At 69.1% G+C, this 20,107-nt stretch carries 26 protein-coding genes and 1 pseudogene; 18 read left to right on the top strand and 9 right to left on the bottom strand.

What is annotated here, in order from left to right; genetic code table 11:
- Nucleotides 1–16: 16 nt before the first annotated feature.
- Nucleotides 17–1,765: an ABC transporter substrate-binding protein gene (locus B043_RS0105680; protein WP_018461274.1), complete on the bottom strand. Its 1,749-nt coding sequence runs from the start codon at nucleotides 1,763–1,765 to the stop codon at nucleotides 17–19.
- 106 nt (nucleotides 1,766–1,871) lie between these two features.
- Here B043_RS0105680 and B043_RS0105675 point away from each other — a divergent pair, with 106 nt between their 5' ends.
- From B043_RS0105675 to B043_RS0105660, 4 genes are all read left to right on the top strand, one after another.
- The gene (locus B043_RS0105675; RefSeq protein WP_018461273.1) at nucleotides 1,872–2,903 is read left to right on the top strand and encodes a zinc-binding dehydrogenase; all 1,032 of its coding nucleotides are present in this window, start codon (nucleotides 1,872–1,874) and stop codon (nucleotides 2,901–2,903) included.
- A 76-nt stretch (nucleotides 2,904–2,979) separates the two neighbouring features.
- Complete coding sequence (locus B043_RS0105670; protein ID WP_018461272.1) at nucleotides 2,980–3,987, top strand: NAD(P)/FAD-dependent oxidoreductase; 1,008 nt, start codon at nucleotides 2,980–2,982, stop codon at nucleotides 3,985–3,987.
- A 56-nt stretch (nucleotides 3,988–4,043) separates the two neighbouring features.
- On the top strand, nucleotides 4,044–4,592 hold the full coding sequence (locus B043_RS0105665; RefSeq protein ID WP_016330034.1) for a LabA-like NYN domain-containing protein: 549 nt from the start codon (nucleotides 4,044–4,046) through the stop codon (nucleotides 4,590–4,592).
- Between the two features lie 4 nt (nucleotides 4,593–4,596).
- On the top strand, nucleotides 4,597–5,613 hold the full coding sequence (locus tag B043_RS0105660) for a hypothetical protein (protein ID WP_018461271.1): 1,017 nt from the start codon (nucleotides 4,597–4,599) through the stop codon (nucleotides 5,611–5,613).
- On the opposite strand, the gene B043_RS0105655 is transcribed toward B043_RS0105660, so the two are convergent.
- Nucleotides 5,610–6,128, bottom strand: coding sequence for a ribonuclease FAU-1 family protein (locus B043_RS0105655; RefSeq protein ID WP_018461270.1), 519 nt, complete (start codon nucleotides 6,126–6,128; stop codon nucleotides 5,610–5,612). The genes B043_RS0105660 and B043_RS0105655 overlap by 4 nt on opposite strands.
- Nucleotides 6,125–6,316 carry a YgaP family membrane protein gene (locus B043_RS0105650; RefSeq protein ID WP_016330037.1) on the bottom strand — a complete coding sequence of 64 codons (192 nt, stop codon included), beginning with the start codon at nucleotides 6,314–6,316 and terminating at the stop codon, nucleotides 6,125–6,127. The genes B043_RS0105655 and B043_RS0105650 overlap by 4 nt, the downstream gene beginning before the upstream one ends.
- A 70-nt stretch (nucleotides 6,317–6,386) precedes the next feature.
- Between B043_RS0105650 and B043_RS0105645 the strand changes: the two genes are divergently transcribed.
- Together B043_RS0105645 and B043_RS0105640 are read left to right on the top strand one after the other, a co-directional pair.
- On the top strand, nucleotides 6,387–7,436 hold the full coding sequence (locus tag B043_RS0105645) for an MFS transporter (RefSeq protein ID WP_018461269.1): 1,050 nt from the start codon (nucleotides 6,387–6,389) through the stop codon (nucleotides 7,434–7,436).
- 9 nt (nucleotides 7,437–7,445) lie between these two features.
- Entirely contained in the window at nucleotides 7,446–8,099 is a 654-nt protein-coding gene (locus B043_RS0105640; RefSeq protein ID WP_018461268.1) for an FAD-binding oxidoreductase, read from the top strand.
- On the opposite strand, the gene B043_RS0105635 is transcribed toward B043_RS0105640, so the two are convergent.
- The gene (locus B043_RS0105635) at nucleotides 8,096–9,076 is read right to left on the bottom strand and encodes an asparaginase (protein WP_026234146.1); all 981 of its coding nucleotides are present in this window, start codon (nucleotides 9,074–9,076) and stop codon (nucleotides 8,096–8,098) included. The two genes, B043_RS0105640 and B043_RS0105635, sit on opposite strands and share 4 nt — an antisense overlap.
- Nucleotides 9,073–9,354 (bottom strand): DUF309 domain-containing protein, encoded by a 282-nt coding sequence (locus B043_RS0105630; protein ID WP_018461266.1) that lies wholly within the window; start codon nucleotides 9,352–9,354, stop codon nucleotides 9,073–9,075. Before B043_RS0105630 ends, B043_RS0105635 begins: the two co-directional genes overlap by 4 nt.
- Nucleotides 9,355–9,371: 17 nt before the next feature.
- Here B043_RS0105630 and B043_RS0105625 point away from each other — a divergent pair, with 17 nt between their 5' ends.
- The 3 genes from B043_RS0105625 to B043_RS0105615 are packed head-to-tail and all read left to right on the top strand — an operon-like array spanning nucleotide 9,372 to nucleotide 11,456.
- Nucleotides 9,372–10,166, top strand: coding sequence for an ABC transporter substrate-binding protein (locus tag B043_RS0105625; protein ID WP_018461265.1), 795 nt, complete (start codon nucleotides 9,372–9,374; stop codon nucleotides 10,164–10,166).
- Nucleotides 10,153–10,785, top strand: coding sequence for an ABC transporter permease (locus tag B043_RS0105620; RefSeq protein WP_016330043.1), 633 nt, complete (start codon nucleotides 10,153–10,155; stop codon nucleotides 10,783–10,785). Before B043_RS0105625 ends, B043_RS0105620 begins: the two co-directional genes overlap by 14 nt.
- Complete coding sequence (locus B043_RS0105615; RefSeq protein ID WP_018461264.1) at nucleotides 10,782–11,456, top strand: ATP-binding cassette domain-containing protein; 675 nt, start codon at nucleotides 10,782–10,784, stop codon at nucleotides 11,454–11,456. Before B043_RS0105620 ends, B043_RS0105615 begins: the two co-directional genes overlap by 4 nt.
- Before the next feature lie 47 nt (nucleotides 11,457–11,503).
- Here the strand turns inward: B043_RS0105615 and B043_RS0105610 are convergent, their stop codons facing one another.
- Both B043_RS0105610 and B043_RS0105605 read right to left on the bottom strand, forming a co-directional pair.
- Entirely contained in the window at nucleotides 11,504–12,016 is a 513-nt protein-coding gene (locus tag B043_RS0105610; RefSeq protein ID WP_018461263.1) for a ubiquitin-like small modifier protein 1, read from the bottom strand.
- Between the two features lie 52 nt (nucleotides 12,017–12,068).
- Nucleotides 12,069–13,892: an aldehyde ferredoxin oxidoreductase C-terminal domain-containing protein gene (locus tag B043_RS0105605; RefSeq protein WP_026234145.1), complete on the bottom strand. Its 1,824-nt coding sequence runs from the start codon at nucleotides 13,890–13,892 to the stop codon at nucleotides 12,069–12,071.
- A 130-nt stretch (nucleotides 13,893–14,022) separates the two neighbouring features.
- On the opposite strand from B043_RS0105605, the gene B043_RS0105600 reads away from it, so the two are divergent.
- Nucleotides 14,023–14,937 carry a carbohydrate kinase family protein gene (locus tag B043_RS0105600; RefSeq protein ID WP_018461261.1) on the top strand — a complete coding sequence of 305 codons (915 nt, stop codon included), beginning with the start codon at nucleotides 14,023–14,025 and terminating at the stop codon, nucleotides 14,935–14,937.
- On the opposite strand, the gene B043_RS0105595 is transcribed toward B043_RS0105600, so the two are convergent.
- Complete coding sequence (locus tag B043_RS0105595) at nucleotides 14,926–15,885, bottom strand: quinone oxidoreductase family protein (protein ID WP_026234144.1); 960 nt, start codon at nucleotides 15,883–15,885, stop codon at nucleotides 14,926–14,928. The genes B043_RS0105600 and B043_RS0105595 overlap by 12 nt on opposite strands.
- A gap of 25 nt (nucleotides 15,886–15,910) precedes the next feature.
- Between B043_RS0105595 and B043_RS0105590 the strand changes: the two genes are divergently transcribed.
- The 5 genes from B043_RS0105590 (at nucleotide 15,911) to B043_RS0105570 (ending at nucleotide 17,908) form a co-directional block, all read left to right on the top strand.
- Entirely contained in the window at nucleotides 15,911–16,297 is a 387-nt protein-coding gene (locus B043_RS0105590) for a HEPN domain-containing protein (protein WP_018461259.1), read from the top strand.
- The gene (locus B043_RS0105585; RefSeq protein ID WP_026234143.1) at nucleotides 16,248–16,619 is read left to right on the top strand and encodes a nucleotidyltransferase domain-containing protein; all 372 of its coding nucleotides are present in this window, start codon (nucleotides 16,248–16,250) and stop codon (nucleotides 16,617–16,619) included. The genes B043_RS0105590 and B043_RS0105585 overlap by 50 nt, the downstream gene beginning before the upstream one ends.
- Nucleotides 16,620–16,680: 61 nt before the next feature.
- Nucleotides 16,681–17,088 (top strand): hypothetical protein, encoded by a 408-nt coding sequence (locus B043_RS0105580; protein ID WP_018461257.1) that lies wholly within the window; start codon nucleotides 16,681–16,683, stop codon nucleotides 17,086–17,088.
- Entirely contained in the window at nucleotides 17,085–17,636 is a 552-nt protein-coding gene (locus tag B043_RS0105575) for a hypothetical protein (protein ID WP_018461256.1), read from the top strand. The genes B043_RS0105580 and B043_RS0105575 overlap by 4 nt, the downstream gene beginning before the upstream one ends.
- Nucleotides 17,633–17,908 (top strand): winged helix-turn-helix domain-containing protein, encoded by a 276-nt coding sequence (locus B043_RS0105570; RefSeq protein ID WP_016330052.1) that lies wholly within the window; start codon nucleotides 17,633–17,635, stop codon nucleotides 17,906–17,908. The genes B043_RS0105575 and B043_RS0105570 overlap by 4 nt, the downstream gene beginning before the upstream one ends.
- Here the strand turns inward: B043_RS0105570 and B043_RS0105565 are convergent.
- A complete protein-coding gene (locus tag B043_RS0105565) occupies nucleotides 17,905–18,954 on the bottom strand; it encodes an NADH:flavin oxidoreductase/NADH oxidase (RefSeq protein ID WP_018461255.1) in 1,050 nt (349 codons plus the stop codon). The two genes, B043_RS0105570 and B043_RS0105565, sit on opposite strands and share 4 nt — an antisense overlap.
- 27 nt (nucleotides 18,955–18,981) lie before the next feature.
- On the opposite strand from B043_RS0105565, the gene B043_RS0105560 reads away from it, so the two are divergent.
- From B043_RS0105560 to B043_RS12995, 3 genes and pseudogenes are all read left to right on the top strand, one after another.
- Nucleotides 18,982–19,641 carry a hypothetical protein gene (locus B043_RS0105560; protein ID WP_018461254.1) on the top strand — a complete coding sequence of 220 codons (660 nt, stop codon included), beginning with the start codon at nucleotides 18,982–18,984 and terminating at the stop codon, nucleotides 19,639–19,641.
- Between the two features lies 1 nt (nucleotide 19,642).
- Nucleotides 19,643–19,822, top strand: a pseudogene (locus tag B043_RS0105555) (Clp1/GlmU family protein); the annotation flags it as partial.
- 30 nt (nucleotides 19,823–19,852) lie between these two features.
- On the top strand, nucleotides 19,853–20,107 hold a 255-nt coding region (locus B043_RS12995), incomplete at its 3' end, for a helix-turn-helix domain-containing protein (protein WP_018461252.1).

Genomic DNA, 20,107 nt, shown 5'->3' with positions numbered 1-20,107 from the left:
GGCACCCTAGGCTAGCTCATTTCTTGATGAAGGTGAGTTCCAGCTCCCGCTGGCCCCAGATGCTGGAGATGATGGCGTCCGGGTGTTCGCCGCCCAGGCGGTTGTTCCAGGCGGGGTGGTAGTTGGGCCCGGCGATGTAGATGACGGGGAGGAGCTGGGCCTCGATCTCCTGCATGCGGTAGCCGATCTCCACCCGCTTCTCAAAATCCAGCTCCGCACGGCCGCGGGAGTAGAGGGCGTCCAGCTGGGTCTCCCGGGGGTCCAGGCACTGGCCGGACTTGTTCCACATGTGGAGGTTCCCCTTGCAGGGGACCACATTGGCGCCGAAGGGCCAGTCCAGACCACCCCCGGTCAGGCCGATGATGATGGCGTCAAAGGGCCGGTCGGGCCCGGAGGAGAGGAGCTGGCCCACCAGGGTGTTGAAGTCGATGGCCTGGAAGTTGACCTTCACCCCCACCTTCTTGGCCTCGTCCACGATGAGCTTGGCGATCTGCTCCCGCTGGGTGTTGCCCGCGTTGGTGGCCAGGTTGAACTCCAGGCGGCGGCCCTTAGAGTCCACCAGGTAGCCCTCCCGGTCCTTCTTGGTGAAGCCGAGCTCGGCCAGGAGCTTGGCCGCCTGCTGGAGGTTGTACTCGTACTTGGGCACCTTGGGGTTGATCCACTGGGTGAGGACGGGGTAGACGCTGGAGTACATGGGGGTGCCCAGGCCGCCGTAGACGATGTCAATGACCGCCTGGCGGTTCACGATGTGGCTCATGGCCCGGCGGAACTTGTCGGAGCGGAAGAGGCTTTGCTTGAAGGGGTCCGAGGCCTTGTTCCAGTTGAAGACCATGAACTGGCTACTGGCCACGGGGGAGGCGTTCACCTTGATGGTGGCGTCCAGGCGGCCCTGCTGGATGGCCTGGCGGATCTGGGAGATGTGGTCCACGGTGGCGGGGGCGATCACATCAATGTTCCCCGCCAGGAACTCCGCCAGCTGGGCGTTCACGTCCTTCACGATCTTGATCTCGTAGCGGTCCAGGTAGGGCAGGGGGTTGCCCGCCTCGTCCTTGTTCCACTCCCCGAAGGCGGGGTTCCGCTTGAGGACGAGCCTTTCCCCGGGGCGGTAGCTCTCAATGAGCCAGGGGCCGCCGGAGACGATCTTATCGGGGTCCTCGTTCAGGCCCCACATCTTCTTGATGCCCTCGGCCCCCTCCCGCTGGTAGACGGGGCCGAAGATGTGGGCCGGCCAGGGCTCAAAGGAGGCCACGGCAAAGGCCTCGGCGTCCGTCTTGGGGTAGATGAAGCGGACGGTGTAGTCGTCGATCTTGCGCAGGGTGATGGGCTTGCCATCCAGGAAGAAGGAATCGTAGCTGTTGGAGCCTACGGCCTTGTCCGTGTGGATGCGCCAGGTGGTGATCCAGTCGTCCGCGGTGATGGGGCGGCCGTCGGACCACTTCATCCCCCGGCGGATCTTGAAGGTGATCTCCAGCTTGTTGGGGCTCACCGTCCAGGACTCCGCCATGTAGGGGATCCAGTTGCCCGTGGTGGGGTCGCGCATGACCAGACCCCGGCCCCCAGAGATGAGATCCGGCACGTTGGTGGCCTCCGCGGTGATGAAGGGGTTGAAGGTGCGGTAGTCGCTGATCACCGCCGCCCGCAGGGTGCCCCCCCGCTTGGCCTCCTGGGGCTTGGCCACCGTCCACTTCTGGGGCCAGACAAAGGTCTGGGCGCTGGCCAGGCCGCCCAAGGCCAAAAGACCGACAAGCCACAGCGCTTTTCTCATAGTGTTTCCCTCCTAAAAGGGCCTACGCCTGTGAGGTTAAGGGGAGGGGGCGGGGGTTGTCAAGGGAAGAGGCCCCATGGAAAAATCCCCCCATAAAGGAGGTCCCATGCGCGCGGTGGTCATGGAAGCGAGGGGCGGCCCGGAGGTGCTGAAGCTGAAGGAGGTGGAAACCCCCACCCCCGGGCCCAAGGAGGTCCTCCTCCGGGTGAAGGCGGCGGGGCTCAACCACCTGGACATCTGGGTGCGCAAAGGGGTGGCAAGCCCCAAGCTCCCCCTCCCCCACGTCCTGGGGGCGGACGCGGCCGGGGTGGTGGAGGCGGTGGGGCCCGGGGTCACGGCCTTTAAGCCGGGGGACGAGGTGGTGGTGAACCCGGGGATCTCCTGCGGCCTCTGCGAGCGGTGCCTAAAGGGCGAGGACAACCTCTGCCCCCGCTACGAGATCCTGGGGGAGCACCGCTGGGGCGCTTACGCGGAGGGGCTCGTGGTGCCGGAGGCCAACCTGCTTCCCAAGCCCAAGGGGCTTTCCTTCGTGGAGGCCGCGGCCATCCCCCTCACCTTCCTCACCGCCTGGCAGATGGTGGTGGACAAGCTCCAGGTGAGCCCGGGGGAGGACGTGCTGGTGATGGCCGCGGGGAGCGGGGTGAGCGTGGCCGCCATCCAGATCGCCAAGCTCTTCGGGGCTAGGGTCATCGCCACCGCCGGCTCGGAGGAGAAGCTCAGGAAGGCCCTGGAGCTGGGGGCGGACGAGGGGGTGAACTACACCCACCCCGACTGGTTCAAGGAGGTGCGCCGCCTCACCGGGGGGAAGGGGGCGGACAAGGTGGTGGACCACACCGGGGCCCTGTACTTTGAGGGGGTCATCAAGGCCACGGCCAACGGGGGCCGGATCGCCATCGCCGGGGCCTCCTCGGGGTACGAGGGGACCCTGCCCTTCGCCCACGTCTTCTTCCGCCAGCTCTCCATCCTGGGCTCCACCATGGCCTCCAAAAGCCGCCTTTTCCCCATCCTGCGCCACGTGGAGGCGGGGAGGCTCAGGCCCGTGGTGGGCCAGGTGCTCCCCCTGGAAGCCGCGGCGGAGGGCCACCGGCTTCTGGAAGAGCGGCGGGTCTTCGGGAAGGTGGTGCTGGAGGTGGCCTAAAAGGCCAAGCGTCCCTAAGGAAAAGCCAAGCACGCGAGCGCCTGGGGTGCGCGTAGAATGCAAGGGAGGTGAGGGCATGGAGCACACGGACGTGATCGTCATCGGCGCGGGGCCGGCGGGGCTTTTCGCGGGGTTTTACGTGGGCATGCGGGGGCTTTCCTTCCGGTTCATAGACCCCTTGCCGGAGCCGGGGGGGCAGCTATCCGCCCTTTACCCCGAGAAGTACATCTACGACGTGGCGGGCTTCCCCAAGGTCTACGCCAAGGACCTGGTGCGGGGTCTGGTGGAGCAGGTGGCCCCCTTCAACCCCATCTACACCCTGGGGGAGCGGGCGGAGACCCTGGAGCGGGAGGGGGAGGTCTTCAAGGTGACCACCTCCGCCGGCAAGGCCTACACCGCCAAGGCGGTGATCATCGCCGCCGGGGTGGGGGCCTTTGAACCCAGGCGGCTCGGGGCCCCCGGGGAGAAGGAGCTCGAGGGCCGGGGGGTCTTTTACGCCGTGCGCTCCAAGGCCGACTTCCAGGGCAAGCGGGTCCTCATCGTGGGCGGGGGGGACAGCGCCGTGGACTGGGCCCTAAACCTCCTGGACACCGCCTCGGCCATCACCCTCATCCACCGCCGCCCCCAGTTCCGGGCCCACGAGGCCAGCGTGAAGGAGCTCTTCCGGGCCCACGAGGAGGGGCGGCTTAAGGTCCTCACCCCCTACGAGGTGCGCCGGATAGAGGGGGACACCTGGGTGCGGAGGGCGGTGATCTTCCACAACGGCACCCAGGAGGAGATGGAGCTCGAGGTGGACGCCGTCCTGATCCTCGCGGGCTACCTGACCAAGCTGGGACCCCTGGCCAACTGGGGCCTGGAGCTGGAGAAGAACCGGATCAAGGTGGACACCACCATGGCCACCAGCATCCCCGGGGTCTACGCCTGCGGGGACATCGTCACCTACCCGGGGAAGCTTCCCCTCATCGTGCTGGGCTTCGGGGAGGCGGCCATCGCCGCCAACCACGCGGCGGCCTACGCCAACCCCGCCCTCAAGGTGAACCCCGGCCACTCCTCGGAAAAAGCGGAGGAAAAGGCCCCGGCCTGAGCGGGGCGCACGCGGTGGTGGACTTTTGCATAGCCGGCCCCTTAGGATAAGGGCATATGCGGATTGCCCTTTTCATTGACGGGTCCTACATGTACCAGGCCGCCAAGCGCCTGGGCTGGAACGTGGACCACCGCCGGGTCCTCACCCAGTTCGCCACCCCGGAACAGCTCTACAACGCCTTCTACTACGCCCCCATCACCGACCCTGAGGACGAACGGCAGCAGCGCTTCATAGACGCCCTGGTCTTCATGGGCTACACCGTGCGGAGCCGCCTGGTGCGGGGGGAGGCCCGGTTTGAGGCCATGATGGCCACCGACCTCCTCACCACCGCCCCCCGCTGGGACCGGGCGGTGGTGGCCAGCGGTTCCGGCGACCTGGCCTACACCTTCGGGGTCCTGCGGAACCTGGGCAAGGAGATCCACCTCCTGGGGGCCCATGAGCTGGTGGACCTGGAGCTTAGGAACCAGGCGGACCGCTTCCTGAACCTGGCGGAGTGGCGCGAGGTCCTGGAGAGGACCCCCGGAGGCCGCCGCACCTACGCGGGCTACCCCGTGGAGGCCACGGTGGAGGTCCCCGCTCCGGCGTTGGAAGACGCGGGCGACTAGGCCCATGCCCCGGGGCCCCTGGCTCCTCCTCCTCTTGGCGGGGGCCCTTTTCCTTGCCCTGCCCGAGCCCCAAGCCCCCCCCAAAGCCCCCTCCCTCAGGGCCCTCCTCCCCTACCCGCCCCCCAAGCGGGAGGCCCTGGTGGCCCTGCACCTCAAGAACAAGGCGAGCCTCCATCTCCTCCTGGGAAAGGAGGCCGCCCGGGCCTACGACCGCCTCCTGAGGCTGGAGCTCATGAACCAGGCCGCAGGGAAGCGCTCGGCCTACGAGGACGGGGAAAAGGCCCTGCAGGACGCCAGGAAGTGGATCTTAGCCCTGGGGCAGGCGGTGCGGGGGAAGCCCCTTTCCCTGGAAGGCCTTCCCACCGCCCCCTGGCACGTCCTGCCCCACCAGCAGGCCCTCCGGGCCGCGGGGTATGCCCTCAGGATCCCCCCAGGGGTGCTGGCGGCCATCGTGGACAACGAGCAGTACGGGGGGGATAAGGCCTTAGGGCTTTCCCGGGGGGTGCGGGAAGCGGCGGACGGGCTGGCCTTGGGGCTTTCGGAGCTCCAGGGGGAGGCCCCCCTAAGCCGCACCCTGGGCCTGGCCCAGATGAGCTGGGAGGATGCCCTGAAGCAGGAAGAACGCCTCCGCCTCTTCGGGGCCTGGGACCCAGCCCGGCCCTTCCCCAAGACGGAGGCCGAGGCCCGAAGGGCCCTGGAGGACCCCTACTTGAACCTCCTCTTCACCGCAAGCCGCCTCCGGGGCTACTTTAACGCCCTCCTGGGCCTCCCCAAGGAGGACACCCGGCCCCTGGAGGACCCTTGGCTCTACTATCTGGGCCCCGCCTGGCACAACTACCCCTTGAGGGCCCAGAACCTCGAGACCTGGGAGGACAGCTTCCACGGCTTCTTTAAAGGGCTTCTCTACAGCGTGGTGCTGGAAGGGCGCTGGCGGGTGGAGGGGAGGAGGCTCTACCCCTTGAAGGCCTGGGGGCCGGGGCTTGCCTCCGGAGGGAAGGGAAGGCCCGCCCTCCTCCCCTAGACGCGCTCCATCCAGGGCAAGGGCTCCCCCGGAGGCAGAACGGGCCAGCGCCTCTCCCGCATGTGCCGGAAGATGGCCTCCACCGCCCGCTCCGCCTCCTCCGCCCAGGCCTTGGGGTAGAGGGGGCGTTTGAGGAGAAACTCCTCCCGGTCAAAGACCTCGCAGGTGTGGTCGGCCCGGCAGCGCACGTCCAGCTCGAGGTCGTACTGGCGGAAGCCCCACCCCGTCCATTCCGCGGGGGTCTGGACGTTCCAGTAGTACTCCAAAACCCGCCCCCCGCGCACGTCCGGCCCCCCCGAGTACCAGGCCCCGGGGAAAAAGGCCACGTAAGCGTCGTGGTCCAGGACCACCCGCCGCCCCTTGGCCACGTGGTGGAAAACCCCCCCCTGGGGCAGGAGGGTGAGCACCCCTTCAGGCCGCACCTCCACCACCTCGGCCTCCCAGAAGTAGTGGAGGCGCTCCTCGGGGTACTTCCAAAACTCTATCCGGACCCGCTGGCCGGGGGCGGGGCTCACCGCTTGGTGCTGATGCCGAGGAGCTTATACAGGGCGCAGAAGCCCGTTAGGGCGGTGAAGAGCAGGACCACCCCCACCACGATGAGGACCCAGTTCCAGGGGCTCGCCGCCTGGGCCCCGAAGTAGAAGAGGAGGAGGGCCAGGATAAAGCGGATAACCCGGTCGGCCGTGCTTTCGTTCACCGTCATGCTGTCACCTCCGCCCCTATCCTACCACCCTGCCCCCGGGGCCTATGTCCTTTCCCTTACCATGAGGGGCATGCGCCTGGCGGTGCTCCTTTCCGGAGTGGCCCTCTACAGCGCCCTGTACGCGGTGGTGCCCCTTCTTCCCCTTTTGGAAGGGCTTTTCGGGGCCCCCCCGGGGGCCGCGGGGCCGGGGATGGGCCTGCCCCTCCTCCTCCTGGTCCTCCTCTCCCCCCTGGTGCCCCGCCTGCCCCTGCCCCCTGGGCTCCTCTTGGGGAGTGGCCTCCTCCTGGTGGGCCTGGGCGGGGTCCTGGGGGCCCTGGCCCCAAGCCTCCCCTTCTGGACCCTGGCCCGCCTCCTCCAGGGGGTGGGGGCGGCCTTGGTGCCGGGGCTTTCCATCGCCCTCATCCCCCTTCTCTTCCCCCAGAAGGCCTTGGAGATGGCCGGGGTGTACATGGCGGGGAACGTCCTGGGCGGGGGGCTGGGCCGGGTTTTGGCGGGGCTTTTGGCGGAGGGGGTGGGGGTGCGGGGGGCCCTCCTCGCCCTTTCCTTCCCCGCCCTCCTCCTCGGGGGGCTGGTCCTAAGGGGCCCCAAGGCCCTTCCCCCCTTAGGGGCTCCCCGGTACGACCTAAAGGCCCTGGACCTCTACCTGGTGGGGGCCATCCTCCTTTTCCTGAACCTCTTCCTGGCCAACCTCCTCCCCTACCGCCTCCTGGAGCTGGGCTTCCGCCCGAGCCAGGTGGGCCTGGTCTACCTGGCCTACCTCTTCGGCATCCCGGGGAGCGCCCTCTCGGGCGTCCTCGCCCGCCGGATTGGGGCGGTGGCCACCTTCCGCCTGGCCTTCCTCCTGGTCCTCCTGGGGATCGGGCTTCTCCTCCTGCCGCCCCCCTTTTTGGTCCTGGGCTTCGTCCTGGAGATGGCCGCCCTCTTCACCGCCCAGAGCCTGGCCTCGAGCGCCGCGGGGCGGCGGGGGGCGGGGGTGAGCGGGGCCTACGTGGCGAGCTTCTACCTGGGGGGCACCCTGGCGGGCTTCCTCTACCCCTTTTTCCTCCACAGCTTCCCCTTAGGGGTGGGCCTGGGCCTCCTCCTCTCCCTCCTCGCCCTCCTCCTCGCCCCCGTGCGCTAAGGTATCCCCATGGAGGTCCACGCCGCCGACCAGTACCTCTTGGCCGAGGGGGAGAGGGGGCTTTTGGAGGTGTACGCGGCCCTGGAGGGCACGGGGCTTTTCCCCCCTTTCCCCCCGGTGGAGCTCCCCGGGGGGGTGGGGGGGCTTGTGGAGCGGGGAGGGTTCGCCCAGACCTTCTTCTTCCCCGCGGAGGTCCTGGGGGTGGCCTTCCTCACCCCGGGGGGCCTCCGGGTGCGGGCGGGGGGGGTGGTGGTGAAGAACGTCCAGGGGTACGACCTGGTGCGCCCCTTCGTGGGGAGCTTCGGCCTTTTGGGGAGGACCCTGGAGGCCGTCTTCCGCCTCCGCCCGGGCCGGGCCTCGGCCTTCTTGAAACGGCCCTGGACGGGCGGCTTTCCCCCCTTTCACCCCCTCCCCCGCTTCCTCTTCCGGCTTTGGGACGAGCTCTACGCCTTCCACTTCGGCCCGGAAGGGGAGGTGGCCCGCTTCCGGGAGGCCTTCGGGGGGGAGGAGGCGGGCCCCTTGGACCTAAGGCCCCTCTTCCCCCGGGGGATGGGGGTGGGGGAAGGCCCCCTAGAGGACCCCCGCTTCTCCTGGGCGGACGGGGCCCCCCCGCCCCCGGTGCCCCCGGCCTTCCGGCGGCTGGTGGAGGCTCTTGGGGGCTAGAGCCAGGTGAGGTCCAGGTGGGCCTCGAGGCGCCCCACCTCGAGGCCCCGGTGGTTCCTCAGGACCGGGCGGTCCCAGGGGGTCTCCCCGGGGTCCAGGCCCAGGAGGCGGAGGAGGGCCACCACCGCCACCTCCCGGGCCTGGGAAGCGCCGTCCTCCACCTTCAGGGCCACCCCCAGGGGGCCATGGGGGGTTTCGGGGAGGGCCAGGCCGTAGTACCCGTCCGCCCCCCGCTTGGCGAGGAGGGGAAGGCGCTCCATGAGGAGGGTGTCGATGCTCCCCGGGCCCGCCACCAGCTCCGGGTGGCGGCGCATGGCCGCCCCCACCCGGCGGAGGGGCTCCCGGTAGGGCGGGGGGGCCTCCTCGGGCCGGGCCAGGAGGTAAAAGGCCCGGGCGGCCCGGGCCAGGGGCAGGGCGAAGGTGGGCACGCTGCACCCGTCCGTGGCCGCTATAGGCTCGGCCCCGGTGAGGTCCAGGAGGGTCTTCCGGTTCAGGCGCTGCACCGGGTGGTCCGGGCGCTCGTAGCCCTCGATGGGCGCCCCCAGGGCCAAGGCGGCGGCCAGCATCCCCGCGTGCTTCCCCGAGCAGTTGTGGTGGAGGGGGGTGGGGTCCAGGCCCTTCGCCTCCAGGGCCTTCCGGGCCTCCTTGGAAAAGGGGGGGTGGACCCCGCAGGCCAGGTGCTCCGGCCCCAGGCCGAGCTTTTCCAAAAACCCCTGGGCCACGGCCACGTGGGCCTCGGTGCCGTCGTGGCTGGCGGTGGCGAGGGCCACCTCCTCTTCCGAAAGGCCAAAGCGCTCCACCGCCCCGGTGAGGAAAAGGGCCAGGGCCTGGAAGGGCTTGGCGGAGGAACGCATGTAGGCCACCCGGGCCGGGTCCCCCCCGTAGGCCAAGACCCCCTCCCGCCCGAAAAGGACCAGGGAAAGGGCGTGGCGGTTCTCCACAAGCTCGCCGCGGTAGGCGTACACCCAAGCGCTCACGCCCCAAGTCTACGCCGGGCCTCCCCCAGAAGGGCCTCCCAGTCCACCCCTAGGTAGGGGGAGGGGAGGCCCTTTAGGCGGGCCTCGGCCTTCCTCAGGTTCCCCAAGCCCGTCTTCCCCAGGGCCTTCTGGTGCAGGGCCGCGGCCAGGAGGATGAGCCCCTGGAGGAAGCGCCTCTCCTCCCCTTCCGCCTCCCGCCAGGCCTCCTCCAAGACCTCGTGCACCTCAAAGTAGCGCCCCTCTTCCCAAAGGCGCAGGGCCTCCTTAAGAACCTCCATACCCTAAGCTAAAGGGGATGCGGCTCCTGGGGCTCCTCCCCTTCCTCCTCTTGGCCCAGGCCCTCCGCCTGGCCACCACCACCAGCGTGTACGATTCCGGCCTCCTGGACCGCCTCCTCCCCCCCTTTACCCGGGCCTCTGGGGTGCGGGTGGAGGTCCTGGCGGTGGGCACGGGCCAGGCCCTGACCCTGGCGGAGCGGGGGGATGTGGACGCGGTCCTGGTGCACGCCCCGGAGCTGGAGGAAAAGGCCGTACGCCAAGGGCACATCTCCCAAAGGCTCTGCCTGGCCCAGAACGCCTACCTCTTGGTGGGGCCGAAGGAAGACCCCGCCAAGGTCCGGGAGGCTAGGGAGGTGCTCGAGGCCCTCAGGCGCATCGCCCGGGCCCAGGCCCCCTTTGTCTCCCGGGGGGACCGCTCGGGCACCCATTTGAAGGAGCGTTTCCTTTGGGAGCGGGCGGGCATCCGGCCGGGGCCTCCCTGGTACCTGGAATCCGGCGCGGGGATGGGCCAGACCCTGGCCCTGGCGGCGGAAAAGGGGGCCTACACCCTCTCCGACCTGGCCACCCACCTCACCGTGGGAAAGAAGCGGGGGCTTGCGGCCCTGTACCGGCGGGAAGACCCCCTCCTCCTCAACCAGTACACCTTCTACCTCGTCCCCAAAGGGGCCAAGGCGGGGGAGGCCCGGAAGCTCCGCGCCTTCTTGGCCTCTGAAGAGGCCACCCGCCTCATCCTGGGCCTCACCAAGGAGGGGGAACCCCTCTTCCGGCCCCTAGGGGGGCGGTGTATCCTGCCCCTCGGTGGAAGCCGCTGAGCTTTGGGAGATCACCCTAAGAAGCCTCTGGGTGGCGGGGGCGGCCACCCTGCTTTCGGCCCTTTTGGCCGTCCCCTTAGGGCTTTGGCTGGCCCTGAGGGGCGGGGGGTTTCTGGGGCAGGCGCTCCTCTACGCGGGCATGGCCTTGCCCTCGGTGGTGGTGGGGCTTTTCCTGTACCTTCTCCTCTCCCGCTCGGGGCCTTTGGGCTTTATGGGCCTCCTCTACACCCCTTTCGCCATGGTCCTGGCGGAGGCCCTCCTGGCCTTTCCCCTCATCGCCGCCTTTACCTTTTCCGGGGCCCGGGGGCGGGTGGAGGAGGTGCGGCTTCTGGTGAAAAGCCTAGGGGGGAAGGAGGGCCAGGTCCTCCCCACCCTCTTTTGGGAAAGCCGCCGCACCCTGGCGGCCGCGCTGGCCGCGGGCTTCGGGGGGGCCATCAGCGAGGTGGGGGCGGCCACCTTGGTGGGCGGGGACATCCGCCACCACACCCGGGTCCTCACCACGGCCATCGTGGTGGAGACGCGTAAAGGGGAAGTGGAGGCCGCTTTGGCCCTGGGGCTGGTCCTCCTGGGGGTGGCCCTTTTGGTCACCGCCCTGCTCGTTATCCTGGAGCGGGAATGAGGCCCCTTTTGGAAGCGGAAGGGCTCCGCCACCGGGTGGGGGGGTTCGGCCTCGAGGTGGCCCGCTTCCAGGTGTTTCCCGGAGAGATCCTGGCGGTGCTGGGGCCCTCAGGCAGCGGCAAGACCACCCTCCTCCGCCTCCTTTCGGGCCTTCTTCCCCTTCAGGCGGGCAGGGTGGAAGGGGGCCTCAGGGCCTACCTGCCCCAAAACCCGCCCCTTCTCCGGCGGAGCGTCCTGGAAAACGCCGCCTTCGGCCTTTACCTAAAGGGTGTGCCCAGAAAGGAGGCCAGAAAGCGGGCAGAGGCCCTCCTCACCCGGGTGGGGCTAAAGGACAAGGCCCGCCAGCCAGCCCACCTCCTCTCCGGGGGGGAGGCGGTGCGGTTGGCCCTGGCCCGCACCCTTTTGGTGGAACCGGAGGTCCTCCTCCTGGACGAGCCCACCGCCAGCCTGGACCCGGGGAACACCGCCCAGATAGAAGCCCTCCTGAGGGAGGCCGCGGGGGAAGGGCGGGGGGTGGTGCTGGCCACCCACGACCTCTTCCAGGCCCGGCGCCTGGCCCACCGGGTGCTCTTCCTCTACCTGGGGGAGGCGGTGGAGGAGGCTCCGGCAGAGCGCTTCTTCCAGGCCCCTAAGGACCCGAGGAGCCGGGCCTTCCTCGAGGGCCGCCTATAGCGCCGCTTCCCCTTGGGAGCCCCCCGCAGGGCAAGCCGGGAGGGCATTCAGCCCCCACCCCGGCTCGCCGCCAGGGCGATGCGCCCGGCCCAGGCCTCCCCCTCCTCCCCTTCCACCTCCACCCGGAGCCTGGGGACGGAAAGGCGCCCCACCTGAAGGGGCTCCACCTCAAAAAAGCGCACCCAGGCCCCTTTAAGGCGGTACACCCCTTCCCCCTCCTTCGCCCCGCCCCAAGAACGCAGGTACTCCTCCAAAAGCCACGCGGGCAGGCCCCCGTAGTCCTGCCGGAAAACCCCACCCCCCGCCACCGGGGGGAAGAGGTCCAAGGTGGCCCCCTCCTCCAAGGGGGTGGCCAGGCCCTCCAGGTAGCGCACGTCCCGCCCCTCCAGGAAAACGGAAACCCGCTCCGCAAGCCCCTCCCCCTCAAAAAGCTCCGCCCTCAAGGCGGGGTAGCGGGCCACCAGGTTCTCCAGGACCTCCCCCACGGTCCGGCCCTCCACGTGGAGCTGGGCCTTTCCCGTGAGGTCGCGGAAGGTGGCGTACAGGTTCACCTTGGGCATAGGAAGGAGTATACGGGGCCCGGGGTCGTCCGGGCCCCGTTTGGGCTTCCCTTTAGTCCGCGGCCTGGCCCAGGATGCCCAGGGCCTGGAGCTTGTCGGGGGGCACCACCCCCTTCACCCAGCCCCGCTCGCGGTAGTACTCCTCCAGCATGAGGTCCAGCTCGGCGGTCTGCCCCTTGGAGCCCTGGCAGTCCGAAGGCTCCTTCAGGAAGCGCTCAGGCAGGTAGTCCGAGCCCTCGGCCCAGCCCGCCAGGTTATTGTAGTAGCGCTCCAGGTTGTAGATGCGCTCCCCGATGAGGAGGATCTCCTCCGGGGTCACGGGCCGGCCCCAGTAGGCGGCAAGCTGCTTGGCGTACTCCTCGGGCCCCTCGGCGAACTGGCTGAACTTGCAGAGGTCCAAGGAGTCGGTGAAGGCGGAGAGGTCCTGGAACAGCTTGGTGAGCTTGCCCTTCCCCTCCCAGGCCAGGGGGTCGGTCTTGTAGGGCACCCCCAGGATCTCCGAGGCGGGGGTGTAGGCCCGAAGGTGGCAGGCCCCCCGGTTGGAGGTGGCGTAGGCGATGCCCATGCCCTTGAGGCCCCGGGGGTCGTAGGCGGGGATGGACTGGCCCTTCACCTCCAGGGCGATCTCCGGGTGGCCGATGGCCTTGGCGAAGCGGGCCGGCCCCTCCGCCAGGAGGTCCCCCACCCCCCGGCGGTGGGCGATGGCCTCGAGGACCCGGGCCTCCCCCTCCTTGTCCCCGAAGCGGAGGCCGTCTTGCCCGGTGTAGTAGCCCTTCTCCGTGGCCTCCATGAGCACGGCGATGGCGTTCCCCGCCTCTATGGTGTCCATGCCGTAGGCGTTGCAGAGGTAGATGGCGTAGCCCGTCCAGTCGGTGTCCGTGTGGCCCGCGTGGGCCCCCAGGGCCCAGGCGGACTCGTACTCGTAGGACTCAAAGCGGATGGTCTTCCCGTTGACATGGACCTCCACCATCTTCTTGCAGGCCACGGGGCAGGCGTGGCAGGTGTTGTCCTTGATGAGCCGGTGCTCGCGGATGTACTCCCCGGAGATCTTCTCCGCCCCCTCAATGCAGGTGTGCTGGGCGTTGAAGGTGGGCAGGGCCCCCATGACGTTGGTGATGTTCATGAGCACGTTGGTGCCGTACAGGGAAAGCCCGCCCTTCTTGGGGGCGGTCACGTTCTTGGGGTCGTTGATGGTGGCCGAGGCCAGCCGGTCCGCCTCCCGCCAGAGCTCGGGGTCCTTGGGCTGGGGCATGGCCTCCTGCCGCCCCACCACCACGATGGCCTTGAGCTTCTTGCTCCCCGCCACCGCCCCCGTGCCCCCGCGGCCCGCGGCCCGCTCGTCGTTGTTGATCCAGTTGGCGAAGCGCACCAGGTTCTCCCCCGCGGGGCCGATGGCCATCACGTCCGCGTCCTCCCCGTGGCGCTCGCGCAGGATGCGGTGCACCTCGTGGGTGGTCTTGCCCCAAAGGTCCGAGGCGTCGTGAACGGACACCTCCCCGTCCTTCACCAGGAGGTAGACGGGCTTATCCGAAGCCCCCTTGATGAGGAGCCCGTCAAACCCCGCCCACTTCAGCTTGGCCGCGGTCCAGCCCCCCATGTGGCTGTCCGTGACCGTGCCCGTGAGGGGGCTTTTGGTCACCACCGCCAGCCGCCCGGACATCTTGGCCCGGGTCCCAGAGAGGGGGCCGTTCATGATGCAAAGCAGGTTCTCGGGGCCCAGGGGGTCCACCTGGGGGCCGTTGTCAAACACGTACTTCACCCCAAGGCCCCGCCCCCCCACGTACATCTCCAGGTCCTTGGGGTCGGGGGCGAAGTACTCCACCTGGCCGCTGGTCAGGTCGATACGGGCCAACCGGTGCGCATACCCTCCAAGCATGCCTGACACCTCCCTAACGGGCGAAACGGACCGCGCAAAACGGGAAGGCTTTAACCCAACGCACGCCCTGGTTCGGGGGGATTATACCACCTCCTCCAGCCAAGAAGGTGAGCCCTGGAATAATGGGGGCATGCTGGCCCTGGTGGGGGAGGTGCTCCTGGACCTGATCCTGGAAGAGGACCAGGGGGCGGCCTTGGGGTTTAGGGGGGTCCTGGGGGGGTCGGTGCTGAACACCGCCAGCGCTTTGAGCAGGATGGGGCTTCCGGTGCGCTTCCTCTCCGAGGTGGGGGCGGACTTCCTCTCGGAGTGGGCGGAAGGAGCCATGCGGGCGCGGGGGCTGGACCTCTGGCTTTTCCGCCACCAGGCCCCCATGCCCCTGGCCCTGGTCCGGCTGGACGAAGCGGGAAACGCCCTCTACAGCTTCCACCGGCCCTTCCAGGAGGCCTTCCGGCTAAAGCCCGGGGGGCTCAAGGGGGCCTGGGGCTTGCACTTCGGCTCCCTCTTCGCCCTGGAGGGGCGTACCGCCAGGGGGTTGGAAGCCCTCCTCCTGGAAGCCGAGGGGGAGGGGGCCCTCCTCTCCTACGACCCCAACCTGCGCCAAAGCCCCTCCCCCGAGGAACGGGCGCGCACCCTGGCCTACGCGGAACGGGTCCAGCTCCTGAAGCTTTCCTTGGAGGACGCCCGCCTCCTCTTCCCCGAAAGCCCCTTAGAGGAGGTGAAGGCCCTCCCCACCCCCCTTAAGGTCCTCACCTTAGGCCCCGAGGGGGCGGTGGCCTTTTGGGGAGGGGAAGAGGTTCGGGTTCCGGGAGAAAGGGTGGCGGTGGCGGACACCGTGGGGGCGGGGGACACCTTCACCGCAGGGCTCCTCGCCCTCCTCTACCGGAAGGGCTACGGCCGGGCCACCCTGGGGGCCCTCGAGCGGGAGGATCTGGAGGAGGCCCTAAGGGGCGCGGTGGCCCTCTCGGCCCTGGCCTGCACCGTGCGGGGGGCAGGGCTTCCCGAAGAGGGGCTTAGGGCCTGGATGGCCCGCTTCCTAGGGGAGTAGGAGAACCTTGCCCACGGTCTTCCGCCCCTCCAGGGCCTCGTGGGCCTCCTGGGCCCTCTCCAAGGGGAACTCCGCCCCGATCTCCACCCGAAGCCACCCCTCGCGGGCGGCGCGGAAGACCTCCCCCGCCCGCCAGAGGAGCTCTTTGCGGTCTTTGGTGTAGTGGTGGAGGGTGGGGCGGGTGAGGAAGAGGCTCCCCATGCGGTTCAGGACCTGGGGGTCCATGGGGGGCACGGGCCCCGAGGACTGGCCGAAGAGGACCAGCATCCCCCGGGGCCTTAAGGCCTCGAGGCTCCCCAGGAAGGTCTCCTTCCCCACCCCGTCGTAGACCACGTCCACCCCCCCGCCGGAAAGGGCCTTCACCGCCTGGGCGAAGCCCTCGTAGGGCAGGGCGTAGTCCGCCCCCAAAGCCCGGCAAAAGGCCCGCTTCTCCTCCGTACTGGCGGTGGCGTAGACCGTGGCCCCCTTGCGCTTGGCCCACTGGATGAGGAGGCTCCCCACCCCCCCCGCCCCCGCGTGGACCAGGACCTGGTCCCCGGCGCGCACGGGGTAGGTGCTCTCCAGGAGGTAGTGCACGGTCATGCCCTGGAGGAGAAGGGCCGCGGCGAGCCTAGCGTCCAGCCCCTCGGGGATGGGGACGAGCCTCTCCGCGGGCACGGCCTGGTACTCCGCGTAGCTCCCCTGGACGTTGGCGAAGGCCACCCGGTCCCCGGGGCGCACCCCCACCACGCCCTCCCCCACCCGCTCCACCACCCCGGCCCCCTCCTCCCCCAGGGTGAAGGGGAGGGGCACGGGGTAGAGGCCTTTCCGCTTGTAGGTGTCAATGTAGTTCACCCCGATGGCCTCGAGGCGCACCAAGACCTCCCCCGGCCCCAGCTCCGGAGTGGGAAGCTCCTCCAGCCGCAAGACCTCGGGCCCACCCGTTTCCCGCACCCGTATGGCCTTCATGGGAAAAGTCTACTAGACTGGGCTTGTGAACCGGGCTAGGGACTGGCTGGCCCAGGCGGAGAAGGACCTTGAGATGGCCGAGATCGCCCAGAAGGCCGGCCGCCACGAGTGGGCTTGCTTCGCGGCCCAGCAAGGAGCGGAAAAGGCCGTCAAAGCCCTCCACCTCCACCTGGGTCAGGAAGCTTGGGGCCATCTCATCGCCCGCCTCCTCAAGGAACTTCCCCTAGCGGTCCCGGAAACGCTGATAGAGAAAGCTCGGTATCTGGACAGCCTCTACATCCCTACCCGTTACCCCGACGCCTTCCCGGAAGGCCCCTCCGCAGAGCACTATGGCCCCTTACAAAGCCAGGAGGCCCTGGAGTATGCCCGTTCGATCCTTGCGTTCGTCCGTGCTCAGATGGCCGGACCGTGAAGCGGTGGAGGCCGCCCTAAAGGCCTGGCTTCAGGCCCATGCCCCGCCTGGCCTTTTGGCCTTGGGGTACTTCGGCTCCTACGCCCGGGGCGAGGCGGGGGTGGGAAGCGATCTAGACCTCATCCTTCTCGTCAGGGAAAGCCCCCTTCCCCCCTGGCAAAGGCCCGCCCAGCTGCCCCTGGAGGAGCTTCCCGTACCAGCCGAGGCCCTGGTCTACACCATCGAGGAGTGGAAGGCCCTCCCCCAAAAAAGCCCCCGGTTCGCCGAGGCCCTCCGCCGGGAAACCCGTTGGGTCTTTGGAGCCGACCCTTTCCACCCCTAGGGCGGCCTAGGGGGCATTGACTCGCCAATAACTTTGTAGTACAAAGTTATTGGAGGCAAAAATGAAGTGGCTAGCCCTCCTCCTCTTCCTGGCCCTTCCGGCCCTGGCGGGCTCGGTGGGGTACGGCTTCCTCGGCTACGGCCCTGGCTTCCATGGCGGGGGCGGGGGCTTTGGGCTCCTAGAAGGGTTTGCCCTGGGTGGGGAAAGCTGGGGCGGCCTCGAGGCCCGGGGCGGGGTCTTCCTCTTAGGGGTCCCCTTCGCCCCCGGACAGGGGTTTTTGGCCCTCCCTGTCCTGGGCCTTGGGGGCGGAGCCTCCGGGCAAGGGGGCTTCCTCCTGGACCTAGGGGTGCGGGCCTTTCTCTTCCCAAACCCCGAAGGGGGCTGGGCCCTGGGCCTTGGAGCGGGGTACACCTTAGGCCCCTGGCGGGGGCCCTACCTTAGGCTTCTCCTAGGCGGAGGGCGGCCATGAGGCCCGAGGAAGCCAAGGCCCTGCTCTCGGCCACGGAACAGGCCGAGCGGGAGGCGAGGCTCCGCCTGGCCCTCCTCGGGGGCTGGACCCTCGTTCTTTGGGGAGGGCTTTGGGCCCTGGGGAGCTTCCTCCTCGCCCGGGACGAGGCCCTGGGGGGCCGGTTCTGGACCTTCGCCGGCCCCTTGGGGACCCTCCTCACCTTCTACCTGGGCTTCCGGCAGGGGGTGCGGGTGCAGACCCCCCTGGGGCTCCAGACCTTCGCCCTCTGGAGCCTCCTCGCCCTCTTCGCCCTCCTCCACTGGCTTTTCCTCCTGCCCCCTTTGGACCTAAAAGGGGAAAGCTTTCTCATCAGCCTGGTGGCCTTCGGCTACGCCTACACGGGGGTGCTCTGGCGGGTGCCGGGACTTATGGGGGCGGGGGTGGGGCTTTTCCTCCTGGACCTCCTCCTTTACCGCCTCTTCCCCGACCTCTTCCACCTGGGGATGGGCCTCTTGGGCCTCCTGGCCCTGGGGTATGGGGGGGTGCTCCTTTGGCGCTGGACCCGATGATCCACCAGGAAACCCGGCTCCGCCTTATGGCCCTCTTGGCGGGGCTTGGCGAGGGGGCGCGGGTGGAGTTCGGTTGGCTCAAGGAGGCCCTCAAGGTGACGGAGGGGAACCTCTCTAGCCACCTCGGCAAGCTGGAGGAGGCAGGGTACGTGGAGGTGGAAAAGGGCTACCAGGGGAAGCGGCCCAGGACCTGGGTCCGGCTTACCCCGAAGGGCCGGGCGGCCTACGAGGCCCACCGGAAGGCCCTCCTGGCCCTCCTCCAGGGACCCTAGAAGGCCCGCTGGTACTGAGGGGGAACCCCGGGCTTAAGGCCGAGGGCGGAGGCGGCCCGGTGGGGCCAGTAGGGCTCCCTAAGGAGGACGCGCCCAAGAAGGATGAGGTCCGCGCTTCCCGTCTGGAGGATGGACTCCGCCTGCTCCGGAGCGGTGATGAGGCCCACGGCCCCCGTCTTCAGGCCCACCCGCTTGCGCACCGCGTCCGCAAAGGGCACCTGGAACCCGGGGGCCACGGGAACCTTTACCCCCGGGACCACCCCGCCGCTGGAGAGGTCCAGGAGGTCTACCCCCAGGGCCTTAAGCCGCTCGGCGAAGGCCAGGGTGTCCTCGAGGCCCCACCCCCCTTCCGCCCAGTCCGTGGCCGAGACCCGCACGAGAAGGGGCACCTCCTCGGGCAGGGCCCTCCGTACGGCCTCCGCCACCTCCAAAGGAAAACGCATGCGCCCCTCCAGGCTCCCCCCGTACCGGTCCTCCCGCCGGTTGGAAAGGGGGGAGAGGAAGGAGGAGAGGAGGTAGCCGTGGGCCATGTGGAGCTCAATCACCCGGAAGCCGGCCCTCAGGGCCCGCTTTGCCCCTTCCACGAAGGCCTCCAGCACCCTAGCCATCCCCCCTTCGTCCAAGGGCTCGGGCACGGGGTAGCCCTCGGCGAAGGGGATGGGGCTTGGGCCCACCACCCGCCAGCCCAAAGACCCTCCCCCTTCCCAAGGCCGGGCGGTGCCCGCCTTGCGCCCCGCGTGGGCCAGCTGGATCCCCGGCACCGCCCCCGCCTCTCCAATCCTCCGGGCCAGCTTCCTTAGGCCCGGAAGGTGCTCCTCGGACCAGATCCCGAGGTCAAAGGGGCTGATCCGCCCCTCGGGGAGGACGGCGGTGGCCTCCACCAGGACAAGCCCCACCCCCCCTAGGGCCCGGGTGGGGTAGTGGAGGAGGTGCCAGTCCGTGACCTCCCCCCCTTCCGTGGCCGAGTACTGGCACATGGGGGACATGGCCAGGCGGTTTTTGAGCCTTTGCCCGCGGAGTTCCAGAGGGGAAAAAAGCAGGGCCATACCCCCATTATCGGGTAAAATCCCCTTATGGACCCCGGGCTTCAGGCGGCGTTCCGCCACGTGGAACGGCTCCTCATGGGGGATATGGCCCATCCGGGCCTTACCCTGCACGAGCTGGAACGGCTCGTGGGCTACCCCGCCAAGGGTCCGGGCCCCTTGAGCTACACCCTGCCCCCAAGCCCCGAGCTTAAAGGGGTCCAGGCGGTGCGCCTCTTCTACTACCCCAAGGACCCCGCCCTCCAGCTCATCGTGGAGGTGGAGGAGTTCTCGGGCAGGCGGCACCTGCGCCACTTCCGCTGGAACGGCTTCACCTGGGAGGTGCCCGAGGGGCACAAGGACCTCAGGGCCACGGAGGAGCTCTTGGGCTTCCAGAAGGTGGGGGAGGACTACTTCCTGGGCTTCAGCCGGGAGGAGGCCCGGGAGCTGGCGGGGGCCCTGCGCCGCGGGGAGGTCCCCGGGGCCAAGTACCTCCTCTGCCCCAAGTGCAGCGCCCGGATCTTCTACGCCCCCGGCACCAACCCCGTGGGGGTGGCCTGCCCGGCCTGCGGTAACCCCACCCTCCTCTTCAAGACCCTAAGCCCGGGAGAACGCAAAGACCCCCTGGAGGCCCTGGCGGAGGAGCAGAAGGCCCTAAGGCAGGCTTTGGAAGAGCTTTTGGCCTACCTCAAGCGCAAGCTGGGACCCTAGGATGCTCCTCCTCCTAGGCCCCACGGACGTGGGCAAGAGCACCCTGGCGGGGAGGCTTTTAAAGGAGCTGGAGGAAGCCTACCTCCTGGACCTGGACCCGGGGCAAGGGGATCTTCCGGGAACCTTCACTCTCTTCCGCGCCCAACGGGGCACCCTCACCCCCTTGCGGCGCTACCTCCTTTCATACCCTTTTCCATAGTATCCTTCTTTCATGACGGTTGCTGACCACCTCACCTTCCAGGAGCTCAAGGAGAGGGTGAAGAAGGAGAAGGACCCGGTGGCCCGCCTGCGGTTTCTGGCGGTCTACCACGCCAAGCGGGGCCTGGGAGCCCGGGAGATCGCCGAGCTCACCGGCCACACCCCTCGCTGGGTCCACGCCACCGTCAAACGGTATAACGAGGGGGGACCGGGGGCTCTGGCCGATTTCCGCCACAGGAACCCCGGGGCCAAGCCCAAGCTCACCCCC

Source organism: Thermus oshimai DSM 12092 (assembly GCF_000373145.1).
In the GTDB taxonomy this organism is placed as follows: domain Bacteria; phylum Deinococcota; class Deinococci; order Deinococcales; family Thermaceae; genus Thermus; species Thermus oshimai.
Note: the sequence above shows the minus strand (reverse complement) of the source record. Positions and strands in the feature narration are given on the sequence as shown.